The following is a 14,522-nucleotide window of genomic DNA, read 5'->3' as shown; positions in this document are numbered from 1 at the left end:
CCTTTTCTCGGTTCATACTCGGTGGAGCCGCATCTTCCACTCATTCGCAACGGATAGTGTTCGTCCCATGACTCACGCGCGACCTCGGATCAGCAAGGCTGTCATTCCCGCCGCCGGCCTGGGAACCCGGTTCCTCCCGGCGACGAAGGCCACGCCCAAGGAAATGCTGCCGGTCGTCGACAAGCCGGCCATCCAGTACGTGGTGGAGGAAGCGGTCGCCGCGGGCCTCACGGACGTCCTGATGATCACAGGCCGCAACAAGCGCCCCCTGGAAGATCACTTCGACCGGAACTACGAGTTGGAGGAGGCCCTCCGCCGCAAGGGCGACGCCTCCCGGCTGGCCCGCGTGCAGGAGTCCAGCAACCTGGGGACGATGCACTACGTCCGCCAGGGCGACCCCAAGGGCCTCGGCCACGCCGTGCTCTGCGCCGCGCCGCACGTGGGCAACGAGCCGTTCGCCGTCCTCCTCGGCGACGACCTGATCGACGAGCGGGACGCCCTCCTCTCCCGCATGGTCGACATCCAGCGGCGCTCCGGCGGCAGTGTGATCGCCCTGCTGGAGGTCGACCCCTCGCAGGTCCACCTCTACGGCTGCGCGGCGGTCAAGCCCACCGACGCCGAGGACGTCGTCGAGGTCACCGGGCTCGTCGAGAAGCCCGATCCGGCCGAGGCGCCCAGCAATTACGCCGTCATCGGCCGCTATGTCCTCGACCCCGCGATCTTCGACGTGCTGCGCGAGACCCCGCCCGGACGCGGCGGCGAGATCCAGCTCACCGACGCCCTGCAGGCCCTGGCCGCCGAGCCGGGCCTCGGCGGACCGGTGCACGGCGTGGTGTTCAAGGGACGCCGGTATGACACCGGTGACCGTGGTGACTACCTGCGTGCCATTGTCAGACTGGCATGCGAACGTGAAGACCTGGGACCGGACTTCCGGGCCTGGCTTCGTAGGTACGTCACCGAGGAGATGTAGCCCTGTGAGCCTTGTGAGCGACGCCGCCGCGGCCGCGACGGGCGCGGACCGCCTCTGGTCCGTGGACGAGCACCTCGCCGACATCCTGCGCACGGTCCGTCCGTTGGAGCCCATCGAGCTCCAACTGCTCGACGCCCAGGGCTGCGTGCTCGTCGAGGACGTCACGGTCCCGGCCGCCCTGCCGCCCTTCGACAACAGCTCCATGGACGGCTACGCGGTCCGGGCCGCCGACGTCCGGGACGCGAGCGAGAAGTTCCCGGCGGTGCTCACGGTCGTCGGTGACGTCGCGGCGGGCGGCGACGGGACGCTCGTCGCCGTGGGGCCCGGCCAGGCCGCGCGGATCATGACCGGGGCGCCGCTGCCGCCCGGCGCCGAGGCGGTCGTCCCCGTCGAGTGGACCGACGGCGGCCTCGGCGGCGGCCCCGCCACCACCATGTCCGCCGGCGGCATCGCCTCCGGAGCCTCGGGGCCTCGGGGGCCTCCGGAGCGGGGGACGGCCTCGGCTCGGTCCGCGTGCACCGTCCCGTCACCGCCCGCGCCCATGTGCGCGCCCGCGGCAGCGACGTCACCGCCGGCGACCTCGCCCTCGCCGCCGGCACCGTCCTCGGCCCCGCCCAGCTCGGGCTGCTGGCCGCGATCGGCCGCGCCACCGTGACCGTCCGCCCGCGCCCCCGCGTCGTCGTCCTCTCCACCGGCAGCGAACTCGTCCCGCCCGGCGCCGAGCTCGCCCCCGGCCGCATCCACGACTCGAACAGCTACCTCCTCGCCGCCTGCGCCCGCGACGCCGGGGCCCTCGCCTACCGCGTCGGCGCGGTCGAGGACGACGCGGCGACGCTGCGCGCCACCCTGGAGGACCAGATCGTCCGCGCCGACGCCATCGTCACCAGCGGCGGCGTCAGCGTCGGCGCCTACGACGTCGTCAAGGCGGCGCTGACCGGGCTCTCCGGCGACGAGGGCCGCGTCGAGTTCCGCAAGCTGGCCATGCAGCCCGGCAAGCCGCAGGGCTTCGGCCGGCTCGGACCCGGCCGCACCCCCCTCTTCGCCCTCCCGGGCAACCCGGTCAGCGCCTACGTCTCCTTCGAGCTGTTCGTCCGGCCCGCCGTCCGCGCCATGATGGGCCTCGAACCGCCGGAGCGCCCCGTCGTCCGCGCCGAGTGCGCCGAGTCCGTCGGCCCGTCGCCGAAGGGCCGCCGCCAGTACCTGCGCGGCCGGTACGAGGACGGGCGGGTCACCCCCGTCGGGGGCGCGGGATCGCACTTGGTGGGGGCGCTCGCGCGGGCCGACGCGCTGATCGTCGTGCCGGAGGACGTCACCTCCGTCCCGGCCGGCGCCGAAGTGGACGTCATCCTCCTCGACTGACCGTCGCCGAGGTGCGTCATCCTTCTCGACCGACCGCCGCGCAGGCGCGCGTCGTCGTTCCTGACCGACCGGCGCCGAAGTGGACGTCATCCTCTCGACCGACCGCCGCCGCCTCCGGGTACGGTGGCACCCCACTGACGGCCTTGGCCTTGGACCGGGAGAACGATGAGCAGCACCCAGCCCCCACCCGCCCGGCTGACCCACCTCGACGACGCGGGCGCGGCGCGCATGGTCGACATCACGGCCAAGGACGTCACCGCCCGCACCGCGCGGGCGAGCGGACGGGTGCTGGTCGCGCCGCGCGTGGTGGAACTGCTGCGCGGCGAGGGCCTGCCCAAGGGCGACGTGCTGGCCACCGCCCGGATCGCCGGGATCATGGGCGCCAAGCGGACCCCGGAGATCATCCCGCTCTGCCACCCGCTGGCCCTCTCGGGCGTCACCGTCGACCTCGCGCTGACCGACGACAGCATCGAGATCACCGCCACCGTCCGCACCACCGGCCGCACCGGTGTCGAGATGGAGGCCCTGACCGCCGTCACCACGGCCGCCCTCACCGTCGTCGACATGGTCAAGGCGGTCGACAAGGGCGCCGTCATCACGGACGTCCGGGTCGAGGAGAAGTCCGGCGGGAAGTCCGGCGACTGGCGGCGCGCGTGAGAGCCCTGGTCGTCACCGCCTCCAACCGCGCCGCCGCCGGCGTCTATCCGGACCGGGGTGGTCCGTTGCTGGTCACCGGGCTGACCGAGCTGGGCTGCACGGTCGAGGGCCCCTTGGTGGTGCCCGACGGCGACCCGGTCGAGGCCGCCCTGCGGACGGCCGTCGCCGAGGGGTACGACGTGGTGGTGACCACCGGCGGCACGGGCGTCTCGCCCACCGACCGCACCCCCGAGGCCACCCGGGCCGTCCTGGACTACGAGGTGCCCGGCATCGCCGAGGCCGTCCGCGCCGAGGGGCTCGCCAAGGTGCCGACGGCCGCGCTCTCCCGCGGTCTGGCCGGCGTCGCCGGACGCACCCTGATCGTCAACCTCCCCGGGTCGACGGGCGGGGTGCGGGACGGCCTGGCCGTCCTCGGGCGGGTACTCGCCCACGCCGTGGACCAGTTGCACGGCGGTGATCACCCGGGACCCGCGTCGCGGAACCCGGCATGACCATGTGGCCGGTGGTGCTCCGGGACGGCGACGTCCTGCTCCGCCCCATCCGCATGCGCGACCAGCGCGCCTGGCGCGAGGTCAACCGGCGCAACCGCGACTGGCTGCGCCCCTGGGAGGCCACCGTCCCGCCGCCCCCGCCCGGCGGCCCGCCCGCCCGGCGCCCCACCTACCGGCAGATGGTCCGTCACCTGCGGTCGGAGGCGCACGCGGGCCGCATGCTGCCCTTCGTCATCGAGTACCAGGGGCGGCTGTCCGGGCAGTTGACGGTGGCGGGCATCACCTGGGGGTCGATGTGCTCGGCGCACGTCGGCTACTGGGTGGACGAGGCGGTGGCCGGGCGGGGCGTCATGCCGACCGCCGTCGCCCTCGTCACCGACCACTGCTTCCGCACCCTCGGCCTGCACCGCGTCGAGGTGTGCATCCGCCCGGAGAACGTGCCCAGCCGCCGGGTGGTGGAGAAGCTCGGCTTCCGCGAAGAGGGCGTCCGCCCGCGCTACCTGCACATCGACGGCGCCTGGCGGGACCACCTGGTCTACGCGCTCACCGCGGAGGAGGCGGTGGACGGGGTGGTCAGCCGGTGGCACCGGTCCCGCCTCACCAAATAAAATAAACGTTCGAATTTGACTGTCGAATGACGGCCGATGTTCGGTTTCGAACCCAACAATCACAAAAAAAGTTCGAGATATCAGCCGGTTCGTGCGACACACCGCGCCAATTGGCGGAATCCGCCGAGCGGACCCCTCTACCGTGTGCAGTGTGAGCAGCAGCGGCCTGATCTACGCAGTCATCGTCGGGGCCTGGGCCGCCTACTTGGTGCCGATGTGGCTCCGTAGGCAGGACGAGCTCAACGAAGCCCGTCCGACGGAACGCTTCAGCACCGCCATCCGGCTGCTGTCCGGACGGGCGGGGATGGAGCGCCGTTACGCCAAGGAGCTCGAACGCGCCGGCGCCTCCGCCGACGCGCCGGCACCGGACGTGAAGGCGGACGCCCCGACGGCGCGTCCCCAGGAGCCGGACGCCGCGACCGCACCGGTCGCCGCCCGGCCCTCCGCCATGCCCGCGCCCGGCCAGACGTCGCCCACCCCGGCCGAACGCGCCCGCCGCTCCAAGGTCCTCGCGCGCCGCCGCCGCACCACCGTCCTCCTCTTCCTCGCCTTCACCCTCGGCGCGGTCGTCGCGGGCGTCGGCGGCATCGCCTTCCTCTGGGCCCCCGGCGTCCCGGCGCTGCTCCTCAGCGCGTACATCTGCTACCTGCGCGTCCAGGAGCGGCGGCGGTTCGCCTTCGTCATGGACCAGCGCCGGGCCGAACTCGCCGCCCAGCGGCTCCGCGAGGGCCGCCCGCGCCCTCAGCAGGCGGCGGACCCCACGACCGTCGCCGCCCCCGCCCCCGTCCCCGCGGACACCGTCCGTCGGCCCGCCCCCGCCGTCGCGGCTGAGCCCGCGGGCGCCCCGGCCGCCCCGGCCACACCCTCGCCGAGCGCCGGCCGCCGCGCCCTGGTCGAACAGACCGACCACGCGGAGTGGGTGGACCAGCAGCGCGACCGCGGCACCGAGGGCGACGGCTGGGAGCCCGTACCCGTCCCGCTGCCCACCTACGTCACCGCCCCCGTCGCCCCCCGCGCCGGCGACGCCGCCGACCTCGGCACCCCGGACACCTGGAGCGCCGCCCGCTCCAGCACCGCCGGTCCCTCCCCCGACCGCAAGCCGGCCGACGACCGCCGGGGCGTCCGCCCCGCCGCCGCCCCCGCGAGCGCGGCCGCACCCCGCTGTTCGACCAGTACGCGGACGAGGAGCGCCCCCGCGCCGCCAACGAGTGACCCCGGCTCCGGCCGCCCCCTCGCCCTTCGGGCGCCCTCGCGCTGGTCAGCGGCGGGAGGGCCGTGAAGGGCGATTTTCTTCTCAGCCGGTCGGGGTGCTAGAGTTTCACTCGTTGCAAGGGCCTGTGGCGCAGTCCGGTAGCGCACCTCGTTCGCATCGAGGGGGTCAGGGGTTCAAATCCCCTCAGGTCCACAACACGACTGTTCCGGAGCAGTCACGGGAGATCCCGCCCGGCCGAAAGGCCGGGCGGGATCTCTGCGTTTGCGGGGTCTGTGGGGAGTGTCCCCCGAAATCGGGCCGTACCTCGGCCGGTTGTGAGCCCCTTCTCGACGTGCCTTCGGCGAGCGGCTCAGCGGGTGACGGGCGCGTTCCAGTCGATGAGTTGGATGATGACGCCGTTGGGGTCGGTGACCTGGAAGGCGCGCTCGCCCCATGGTTCCTCGCGCAGCGGCATCGTGATCGTGACGTCTTCGGCGGTCAGGCGGGCCAGTTCGGCTTCGAGGTTGTCGACGGTGAAGGCGAGGATCACTCCGTCGGCGTGGTCGTCGCGCTGGTCGTCGGGGAGGGTCGCCAGGCCCCGCCGCAGGTAGATGACGTTCATCCCGGCGTCCGGGCGGGTCAGTGAAGCGAAGCCGTCGGCGCTCATCTCCTTGCGGAATCCGAAGTGGTCGGTGAGGAAGGCGCTGGACGCCTCGACGTCGTCGACGTTCAGGGACACGGCGGAAGCGGTGATCGGCAAAAGTCCTCCTCGAACGGGCCCAACTTCTCTGTACGCAGTACACCGTACCATGTACAGAGAAGCGTTGTGGGTCAGAATGTCCATGTGACTCCTGACCGAAGCGGCTCCGGCGATCCGGCCCGTTCCCTGAAGCTGCTCTGGCGCGTCCCGGTGGACGCCCCACGGCGTGGTCCGCAGCAGCGGCTGAGCATCGACACGGTCGTCGCCGTCGCCATCGACCTGGCGGACGCCGACGGCCTGGACGCGGTCACGATGCGCCGCGTCGCGCAGCGGTTGGGGGTCGTCCCGATGACGCTGTACACCTATGTGCCGGGCAAGGCCGAACTCCTGGACCTCATGCTGGACACCGCCTATCTGCGGATGCCGCGGACCGACACCGCCGGGCAGCCGTGGCGGGCCAGGCTGACCGCCGTGGCCGAGGAGAACAGGGAGATGTTCGAGGAACATCCGTGGGCCGCGACGGTCTCCACCGGCCGGCCGCCGCTGGGACCGGGGCTGATGGCCAAATACGAGCACGAACTGTCGGCACTGGACGGACTCGGCCTCGATGATGTCGAGATGGACGCCGCCCTGACCTTTCTGCTCACCTTCGTCCAGGCCAACGCCCGCTCGGCGGCGGACGCTCGCGCCGCCCGGCAGGACAGCGCGATGGACGACGAGCAGTGGTGGGCGGCCAACGCCCCCTTGCTGGAGAAGGTCTTCGACCCCCGCGCCTATCCCGTCGCCGCCCGCGTGGGCACGGCGGCGGGCAGCGCGCAGGGAGCCGCGTACAGCCCCGGGCACGCCTGGGAGTTCGGCCTCGGCCGCGTCCTCGACGGGCTCGCCGTCCTCATCGACCGGAGGCCGGACGCGGGGGTGTAGGGGACGGTCCGGCTCTGGGACGCGTACACGGGCACCCGGTATCCGGCCGGCGGTAGCGTGCCGCTGCCCGCTGCCCGCTGCCCGCTGCCCGCTGCCCGCTGCCCGCTGCCCGCTGCCCGCTGCCCGCTGCCCGCTGCCCGCCGCCGAGCCGCGGGGAGCGCTGCTCGCGCTCGACGGCCCTGATGCGCCGTACGTCGTACGCGACGCCCTGCCCAAGGGGAAGGCGGACCTGGTGGCGCGGCTGCGGGTCGGGGAGCCCGCGGTGACCGGGATCCCGTCCGGCGGAAGGCCGAGCGGGATCCCGGTGCGAGGAGTCAGAGACCGGACCGGTCGGTGAAGGTCTTGCCGCGCATCAGGAACTCGCCGAAGTAGCCGTCGTGGGGAAGGCCCGGTGTCAACACGTGGGTCGGGTGGTCGCCCACGTGGAGGTTGCGGATGGTGGGCTCGTCCAGGAGGCGGGAGACCAGGTGGCGGTCGGTGGTGAGGGCGGTGAGGACGAGGGTGTCGCGGAGCGGGGCGAGGCCGTCGGTCCGGCTCCAGGGGGCGATCCACGCGCAGGGGAACGGCATTTCCAGGCGGGTCTGCGGCGCATCGGCGCGGTCCACCTGGAACACCGCGGGACGCAGCACCGCGGCGCCGTCGCCGAGGTCGTGGACGAGGGTGTCGCCGCCGAGCCGGGCCGTGGTTCCGGCGGCCTCCGCGTGTACGTACTTCTCCAGGGCCCGTGCCTCGTCCAGCCGTTGGACCGGCAGGACCGCCTGGTCGTGTTCCGGTGGCAGGGAGGGCAGGCGGGCCAGCCGGTCGGCGACGGCTTCGGCCACCGGGGTCGGGTCGCCCTCGACGAAGACGGCGGTGGTGTTCACGCAGGACGCGCCGGCGTGCGCGCCGATCGAGTCGACGATCGTGTCGAGGTGGCGCGTGAAGTCGGCGTCCGCGGTGATGAGGATCTTGGCGCGGCCCGGGCCGTGGGGCAGGACGGTCGTGCCGGAACGGTACTTCTCCACCACGGCGTCGCCGCCGTAGACCAGGGCCAGGTCGCCGCCGCCGATCAGTTCGTCGGCGACGCCGTGGTCGGTCGGCAGGAGTGCGACGTGGTCCGAGCCGAAGCCGGCTTCGTGCAGGGCGGTCACCAGCCGGTGCGCGCTCAGCGGTTCGCGGCGGGAGGGGCGTACGGCGACGCGGTAGCCGAGGGCCAGCGCCTCCACCCACTGGGCGTGGATGCCAGGGTGGTTGCCGGCGGCGAGTACGGACAGCACGTCACCGCGCCGGATCCAGCGCGCGGTGCCGGCGCCGGCCGACACATCGCGGCTGCCGCGCGGCCGGGCCTGGGAGGCGAAGCCGTACGCGCCGGCCAGGCCCGTCGCCAGTGTGCCGGTGGCCTGCCGCACGACCGACACGGGCAGGCCGCCGACCCGGGCGACGGTGTGCTCGTACCGCTCGACGGACATGCCGTCGATCGTGGCGGTCGCGAACAGCCGGCCTGCCTCCGCCAGGGCCGCCGTCCGCTCGTCCAGCGGCGGGGTCTCCGCGCGGCGGAGGGCCGCCAGGGTGCGGCGGACGTAGAGGCGCGGCACGACGCTCAGTTCCGCGACCGGTCGGCCGGTGACGTCGTGGACGGTCTCCCTGGCCTGGGTGCGGTAGGGGCCGCCGGGCCCGAGGGCGTCGAGGAGGAGGGGAGCGGGGGAGCCGGGCATTCCTAGTACACCCCCTCGATGACCTTCGTGCCGTCGAACGTCCGGACCGGCTGGATGTCGGCGACCGCGTCGCCGCCGGAGTGCTCGGCGGGGCGTATGCGGAGCGCGGTGTCCCGTTCGAGGTTGTTGGGCAGCAGCATGCCGCGGCTGATGTGGTTCATGACCACCTGGCCGCGTTCGCCGTACGGCACCGGCTTCCCGGTGTCCGGGTCGACGACCCGCATGCTGATGAACGGGTACGGCGGGTCGAAGACGGACGGTTCGTGCTCGGCGACGCCGTCCCGCTCGTACATGCCGCCGCCGACCATCGTGCTCCCGTAGAAGCCCAGCAGCCGCGCCTCGGGGAACACCTGGGTGCGGAGCAGGGCGCGGGTGTCGACGCTCATGGAGGAGCCGCCCCAGATGAGGGTGTGGACCTTCCGGTTGACGAGCTCGGCGAGTTCCTCGCGGCCGGCCAGCGCCTCCAGCAGCGGGGGCGTGGTGAAGACGACGCCGACGTCCTGGCTCCGCAGGATCGCCGCGACCTGGTCGAGGACGTGCTCCACGTACCGCTTTGTCTCCTCCGCCCGGCCCTCGCCGACGCACTTCTTCACCCACCGCGGATCGAGGTCCACGGTGAACGGGATGCCGCCCCGCAGATGCGCCAGCGTCCGGCTCGTGGGCGCGAAGAGGTGCGGTCCGCTCGGCCCGATCGTCAGCCAGTTCACCCCTCGGGGGACGCCGCGCTCGTCCAGGACGCGGGAGTGCCAGGAGGTCAGCCGCTCGTGGAGGTCGGGGAGCCAGACGACGCGCTTGGGCGCTCCGGTCGTGCCGCCGCTCTCGAAGATGTCCAGCGGGATCGGCCCGTCACCGTATCCGCGCGGGACGAGGTCCTCGACGCGGGCGTCGCGCAGCTCGTCGACGACGTTGGGGAACAGTCCGAGGTCGGCTTCGGTGCGGACGTCCTTCCGCGGGTCGAAGTCGAGGGTCCTGGCCCGCTCCAGCCAGAAGCGGGAGCCGGTCCTGGGGCCGAAGTGCCATTCCATGGCGGCGGCGAGCAGGTCGGGCATCGAGGGCGGGCGGTCCCAGGGGGTGTCGAGGACCGACGCGGGCGGGGCCGGCGCGCGGGTCGTCCGGCGGGTCCCGGCGGCGTACTCGGTGAGGACGTCCGTCACCGCCGCCGCGACCCGGTCGGCCTCCTCGTGGGTCATCACCAGGGGCGGGCTGAGCAGGACGGTGTCGGGGTTGTTGCGGACGATGACTCCGGCGCGCTCCCGGACCAGGGGCGGTACCCACTCGGCCGACAGCGGTTCGCCGGTGGCCGGGTCCTCGGTCAGCTCGATGCCGAGCATGAGCCCGGTCTGCCGCACCTGGCCGACGATGGGCAGCTCCTCCAGGCGGCGCAGGCGGGCGCCGAGGCGGTCGCCGACCTCGACGGCGGCCGCGAGGAGGTTCTCGCGCTCCAGGATGTCGAGGTTCTTCAGGGCCACCGCGCAGCCGGTGGCGTGGCCGCTGTAGGTGTACCCGCCGAGGAACCCCTCGTCCCGGGTGGCCACGTCCGCCACGTGATCGGCCACGAGGAGCGCGCCCATGGGGAAGTACCCCGAGGTGAGCCCCTTGGCGGTGACGATGAAGTCCGGTGCGACGCCGAGCCGTTCGGAGGCGAACCAGTGGCCGGTCCTGCCGAACGCCGTGATGACCTCGTCGAGGATGAGGAGGATGCCGTGGGCCGACAGCAGTTCGCGGACCCGCGGCCAGTAGTCGGCCGGGGGTTCGACGACGCCGGCCACGCCGAGGATCGGCTCACCGATCATCACCGCGATGTTCTCCGCGCCGATCTCCTCGATCGTCTCCCGGAGCTCGCGCAGGCAGTATTCGGTGGGGTCCTCGCCGCCGTACATCTCCGGGTGGAAGGGGAGCGGCGGCGTCAGGTGCCGGACGTTCGGCATCATGGGGCCGAAGCCCTGGTGGAACATGGGCATTCCGGTGGCCGCGGCGCCGCCGTATGTGACGCCGTGGTAGCCGAAGTGGCGGGCGAGGACCCAGGTCCGCTCGGGCCGGCCGAGCCGGTGGTGGTAGAGCCGGGCCATCCGGAGTGCGGCGTCGACCGCTTCGGCGCCGCCGCTCGTGAAGTACACCCGCTCCATCGGAGCGGGCGCCAAGTCGATGAGCCGGTCGGCCAGTTGGATGGACGGTTCGTTGGTGAACTCGTGGAAACTGCTGTAGTACTCGAGTTTCGTCATCTGCCCGGCGGCGGCCTCGACCATCTCGCGCCGCCCATGTCCGACGTGCGCGAGCATGAGTCCGCCGGTGGCGTCGAGATACTCGCGGCCGTGCGCGTCGCGTAACCGGCAGCCGGAGCCCTCCACCATGATGATCCGATCGACGGCGGCACCGGGCAGGTGCGGGTGGATCAGCCGGGATCGGTCGGTCTTGACCAGGGCGTCTGCGTTGACCAGCGGTGCCGCCATGTCACCCTCACCATCGGAAATTGTCGGAAGTTTTCTTTTCCGGTCGTTCTTTTGGAGGTTTCTCTGATTGTTTCTCTGGCCGTTTCTTCGCGGATGCTAGTGGGCGGCGGAGGGGCGGGAAAGCGGAAGGTTCAACTGGCCACGAGGGATGATCTAGGCGTTGTCCGCGCGGAGTTGAAGGATCTTTTCCGTATTCGTGTCGGCCGGGGTATCCGGTGATGGATCGTGTCGTCCGGGTGAGGGGAAAGTGAGCGGAAGGCGGCGCTCCGATAATTTCCGGGTGGCCGGTCTTCTCGTGGCCTCACTTGAACGTTCCGTATGGGTGCGCCGGGGGAATTCCTTGCGGACGGTCGGCGCGCCTTCGGTGCGCTGGGCGGCGTCGGCGCGGGACGGAGCGGAGGGGCCCAAGTGACCGGAGGGGCGTTGTCAGTGGTGCCCGGCATCATCGGAGCATGACGCGGTCCACCGTGGAGCAGCCTCCCGCAGAGCAGTCCGCCGCAGACACCTTGCGGGGCATCGCCCGTGCCCATCTTCCGTCCGATGTCGCCGAGCGCTGGCATGCGTTGCTGCGGCCCGGTGCCCGGCTGGTCCCGGCGGCCGAGGGCGACGCCGGCACGCTCTACTGGCTCATACGCCGGCGGGACCTGGCGGAGCGGCGGTTCGAGCGGGCCGTGCTCACCTGGCAGTGCGGGTGAGGGGACGAAGGGGAGGGGCGGAAGGGGAAGGGGGCGCGCGTGTGCGGTCCAGCGGGGGGTCAGGGGGCCCGTGTTAGCCTCGTGACCATGGCGTTCTCCAGCTGTCCGCACGTCTTTCGCTGAGGCGGGATCACGCCCGAGGCGCCGGCCCGGGCCGCCGACGATCCCGACCGTCCGACTGCTGACACGCGGCCCATCGCTGCGGAGGACCACGCATGCCCGCCCTTCCCGTCGCGCCCGAGGCGCGGCTCCGCCTCCTCGACGTCCTGGCCTGTCCGCACTGCGGTGAGCGGCTCACCCTGGCCGAGGGTTCCGTACGGTGCGCGGGGCGGCACTCGTTCGACGTCGCGCGCCAGGGGTACGTCGGTCTGCTGACCGGCGGCATGCGGGCCGGCAGCGCCGACACGGCCGACATGGTGCGGGCCCGGACGGCGTTCCTGGGCGCCGGGCACTACGCCCCGCTGGCCGCGGCCCTGGCCGGTGCCGTGGCGCCGCACTGCCCGGACGGCGGCACGCTGCTCGACGCCGGCGCCGGCACCGGGTACTACCTCGCCGCCGCGCTGGACGCGCTGCCGGGCGCCGTCGGGCTGGGGCTCGACGCGTCCAAGTACGCGCTGCGGCAGGCGGCCCGGGCGCACCCGCGGGCGTGGGCGGCCACGTGGGACGTCTGGCGCCCGCTGCCGGTGCGCGGCGGGTCCGTGGACGTCGTGCTGAACGTCTTCGCGCCGCGCAACGGCGAGGAGTTCCACCGCGTGCTGCGCCCCGGCGGCGCGCTCGTCGTCGTGACGCCGACCGCCCGCCACCTGGCCGGGCTGCGCGAGAGCCTCGGACTGCTCGCGGTGGACGCGGACAAGGAGGACCGGCTGCGGCGGACGCTCGGCGACCGCTTCGAGGCCGACGGCGCGGAGACGCACGAGCACACCGTCGCCCTGTCCGCGGAGGACGTGACGGACCTGGTGCTGATGGGGCCCAGCGCGCGGCATGTGACACCGGACGAACTACGGGACCGGCTCGCCTCGTTGGAGCTGCCGCTGCCCGTCACCGTCTCCTGCCGGGTGTCGGTGTACCGCGCCGCCTGACGGAACGTTCGCTCACGGACCGGCCCACCCTCTCGCTGTGACGGAGATCATCCGGCGGACGTCGTCCGACGGATCCTCGGGTCGCGGCGTGCATGACACGATCATGCGGTTCCTTACCAGTGAGTAATCGCAGTCTGTCCCGCTGCCGCGCGGCACGCCCCCTGAAGGATCCCCCTTGCGCAAGCGCCACAAGAGAGTGCTGTTCCCCGTCCTGACCGCCATGTCCCTGGCGGTCGCCGGGTGTTCGTCGTCCGGCTCCGAGGCCGCCGACAAGCCGGACGACCGGGCCGCGGCGCCGGCCGCCGCCGCCCCGGCCGCGCCGCACGAGCAGGAGTTCGCGGTCGCCGCGGCCCCCCTCGGGTCGCGCGCCGCCGCGGTCGCGCCCGGCGCGCCGACGGACCGCCCCTCGGCGGCCCCCCGGCAGCAGCGGGCGCGGACGTCGACGCTCAAGGTGGCCTCCTACGACCGCGCCACCGGACGCGCCGTCATCTCCGGCGTCACCACCGCCAAGCCGGGCACCGAGCCCACCGGCAAGCCCGGCGACCGGCCGAGCACGCGGCCGAGCGGCAAGCCCGGCACCGGCCCGGCGGCCCCCGCGAAGACCGTCGCCGTCGGCGACGTCTTCGCCAGCGCGCCCACCCCCGGCGCCCCCAACGGCGTCCTGGCCAAGGTCACGAAGGTCGTCGGGACGACGGACAAGGGCCTGGAGGTGCGCACCGCCCCCGCCACCCTCCCGGCGCTCCTCGGCGACGCCAAGGCCGACGGCACCGTGGCCGTCGACCCGTCCGCCGTCAAGGTCAAGCCGCTCGTGCCGGGCGTCAAGGTGTCCTGGGCCAAGCGCGGGAACCTCCGCTTCGGTCCGCAGGGCGCGAAGCTGCCGCTGGGCAATCTGCGCGTGGACGTGTCCACGGCCGTCGCCACCGCGAAGGGCGCCCCCGCCTCGGCCAAGGCGTCGGTCGACGGCTTCGTGCAGCTCGCCCCCGAGGTCGACTTCGCCTACGACGGCCGCGGTACGGACGGCCGCGCGCCCGGTACGGCGTCCCTCGCCCTGGCCGGCGACTGGTCGGCGCAGTGGGAGCTGAAGGGGCAGGCCGCCGCGTCGACGGAGGGCAAGCCGCTGCGCCTGCCGTTCGCCAAGCTGCACGCCGCCCCCGTCGTCCAGGTCGGGCCGGTGCCGGTCGTGGTCAACGCCGACCTCACCTGCTACCTCCAGGTGGACGCCGACGGGAAGATCAGCGTCGATGTGAAGCAGGACGTCAAGGGCGACTTCCGGGTCGGCGGCTCGTACAGCAGGGCCAAGGGCTGGGCGCCTGTCAGCAAGACGGCCATGAAGGGCTCCCCGGTGCGCGCCACGGTGGCGGCCGGCGGCCGGGTGCGGGCCGCGCTGGGCGCGGAGGCGTCCGTCGGGCTGTACGGCACGGTCGGCGTGACGGGCGACCTCTCGCCGTACCTGCGGGCCGAGGGCGAGGTCGCCGCCAAGGCGTCGAGCGACGGGAAGAAGTCGCTGAAGGGGAAGTGGGGCGCGTTCGGCGGCGTCGACCTCAACGGCGCGCTCCAGCTCCAGCTGAGGATCTTCGGCACGCCGGTGTTCGAGCGGAAGCTGCCGCTGCCGGGGCTGCACCGGGAGTGGAAGCTCGCCGGGTCGAAGGGGTGACCCGGGGGTGACCCGGGGGTGGGGCCGGGGGGTTGTGCCCCGGTCCCTCCCC

At 73.3% G+C, this 14,522-nt stretch carries 11 protein-coding genes, 1 tRNA gene and 2 pseudogenes; 11 read left to right on the top strand and 3 right to left on the bottom strand.

Annotation, left to right across the window (positions count from 1 at the left end):
• Nucleotides 1–67: 67 nt before the first annotated feature.
• The 7 genes and pseudogenes from galU to ACQEVS_RS14115 all read left to right on the top strand — a co-directional run bounded on the left by galU (nt 68) and on the right by ACQEVS_RS14115 (nt 5,490).
• Nucleotides 68–970, top strand: coding sequence for a UTP--glucose-1-phosphate uridylyltransferase GalU (gene galU, locus ACQEVS_RS14145; protein ID WP_171166786.1), 903 nt, complete (start codon nt 68–70; stop codon nt 968–970).
• Between the two features lie 13 nt (nt 971–983).
• Nucleotides 984–2,329 (top strand): annotated as a pseudogene (gene glp, locus ACQEVS_RS14140) (molybdotransferase-like divisome protein Glp).
• Between the two features lie 165 nt (nt 2,330–2,494).
• Nucleotides 2,495–2,986, top strand: a complete 492-nt coding sequence (gene moaC, locus ACQEVS_RS14135; RefSeq protein ID WP_433020134.1) for a cyclic pyranopterin monophosphate synthase MoaC — start codon at nt 2,495–2,497, stop codon at nt 2,984–2,986.
• Complete coding sequence (locus tag ACQEVS_RS14130; RefSeq protein WP_433027547.1) at nt 2,971–3,477, top strand: MogA/MoaB family molybdenum cofactor biosynthesis protein; 507 nt, start codon at nt 2,971–2,973, stop codon at nt 3,475–3,477. The genes moaC and ACQEVS_RS14130 overlap by 16 nt, the downstream gene beginning before the upstream one ends.
• Nucleotides 3,478–3,479: 2 nt before the next feature.
• Nucleotides 3,480–4,085 (top strand): GNAT family N-acetyltransferase, encoded by a 606-nt coding sequence (locus tag ACQEVS_RS14125; RefSeq protein WP_433027544.1) that lies wholly within the window; start codon nt 3,480–3,482, stop codon nt 4,083–4,085.
• A 151-nt stretch (nt 4,086–4,236) separates the two neighbouring features.
• A pseudogene (gene sepX / locus ACQEVS_RS14120) lies at nt 4,237–5,297 on the top strand (divisome protein SepX/GlpR).
• Between the two features lie 119 nt (nt 5,298–5,416).
• A tRNA-Ala gene (locus ACQEVS_RS14115) sits at nt 5,417–5,490 on the top strand.
• A gap of 157 nt (nt 5,491–5,647) precedes the next feature.
• Here ACQEVS_RS14115 and ACQEVS_RS14110 read toward each other — a convergent pair.
• Nucleotides 5,648–6,037 carry a VOC family protein gene (locus tag ACQEVS_RS14110; protein WP_433020131.1) on the bottom strand — a complete coding sequence of 130 codons (390 nt, stop codon included), beginning with the start codon at nt 6,035–6,037 and terminating at the stop codon, nt 5,648–5,650.
• Nucleotides 6,038–6,121: 84 nt separating this feature from the next.
• Here ACQEVS_RS14110 and ACQEVS_RS14105 point away from each other — a divergent pair, with 84 nt between their 5' ends.
• On the top strand, nt 6,122–6,898 hold the full coding sequence (locus ACQEVS_RS14105; protein WP_433020128.1) for a TetR/AcrR family transcriptional regulator: 777 nt from the start codon (nt 6,122–6,124) through the stop codon (nt 6,896–6,898).
• A 314-nt stretch (nt 6,899–7,212) separates the two neighbouring features.
• Here ACQEVS_RS14105 and ACQEVS_RS14100 read toward each other — a convergent pair whose 3' ends face one another.
• A complete protein-coding gene (locus ACQEVS_RS14100; protein ID WP_433020125.1) occupies nt 7,213–8,592 on the bottom strand; it encodes an aldehyde dehydrogenase family protein in 1,380 nt (459 codons plus the stop codon).
• Nucleotides 8,593–8,594: 2 nt separating this feature from the next.
• Complete coding sequence (locus ACQEVS_RS14095; RefSeq protein ID WP_433020122.1) at nt 8,595–11,042, bottom strand: aminotransferase class III-fold pyridoxal phosphate-dependent enzyme; 2,448 nt, start codon at nt 11,040–11,042, stop codon at nt 8,595–8,597.
• 452 nt (nt 11,043–11,494) lie between these two features.
• On the opposite strand from ACQEVS_RS14095, the gene ACQEVS_RS14090 reads away from it, so the two are divergent.
• From ACQEVS_RS14090 to ACQEVS_RS14080, 3 genes are all read left to right on the top strand, one after another.
• Nucleotides 11,495–11,737 (top strand): DUF1963 domain-containing protein, encoded by a 243-nt coding sequence (locus ACQEVS_RS14090; protein ID WP_433020119.1) that lies wholly within the window; start codon nt 11,495–11,497, stop codon nt 11,735–11,737.
• A 215-nt stretch (nt 11,738–11,952) separates the two neighbouring features.
• Entirely contained in the window at nt 11,953–12,816 is an 864-nt protein-coding gene (locus ACQEVS_RS14085; protein ID WP_433020116.1) for a putative RNA methyltransferase, read from the top strand.
• A 175-nt stretch (nt 12,817–12,991) separates the two neighbouring features.
• Nucleotides 12,992–14,470: a hypothetical protein gene (locus tag ACQEVS_RS14080; protein ID WP_433020113.1), complete on the top strand. Its 1,479-nt coding sequence runs from the start codon at nt 12,992–12,994 to the stop codon at nt 14,468–14,470.
• Nucleotides 14,471–14,522: the final 52 nt, after the last annotated feature.

The sequence above is a fragment of the Streptomyces sp. CA-181903 genome (assembly GCF_050937075.1).
Classification (GTDB): Bacteria; Actinomycetota; Actinomycetes; order Streptomycetales; family Streptomycetaceae; genus Streptomyces.
The sequence above is the reverse complement of the archived record's forward strand: the minus strand, read 5'-3'. Positions and strand labels throughout refer to the sequence as shown.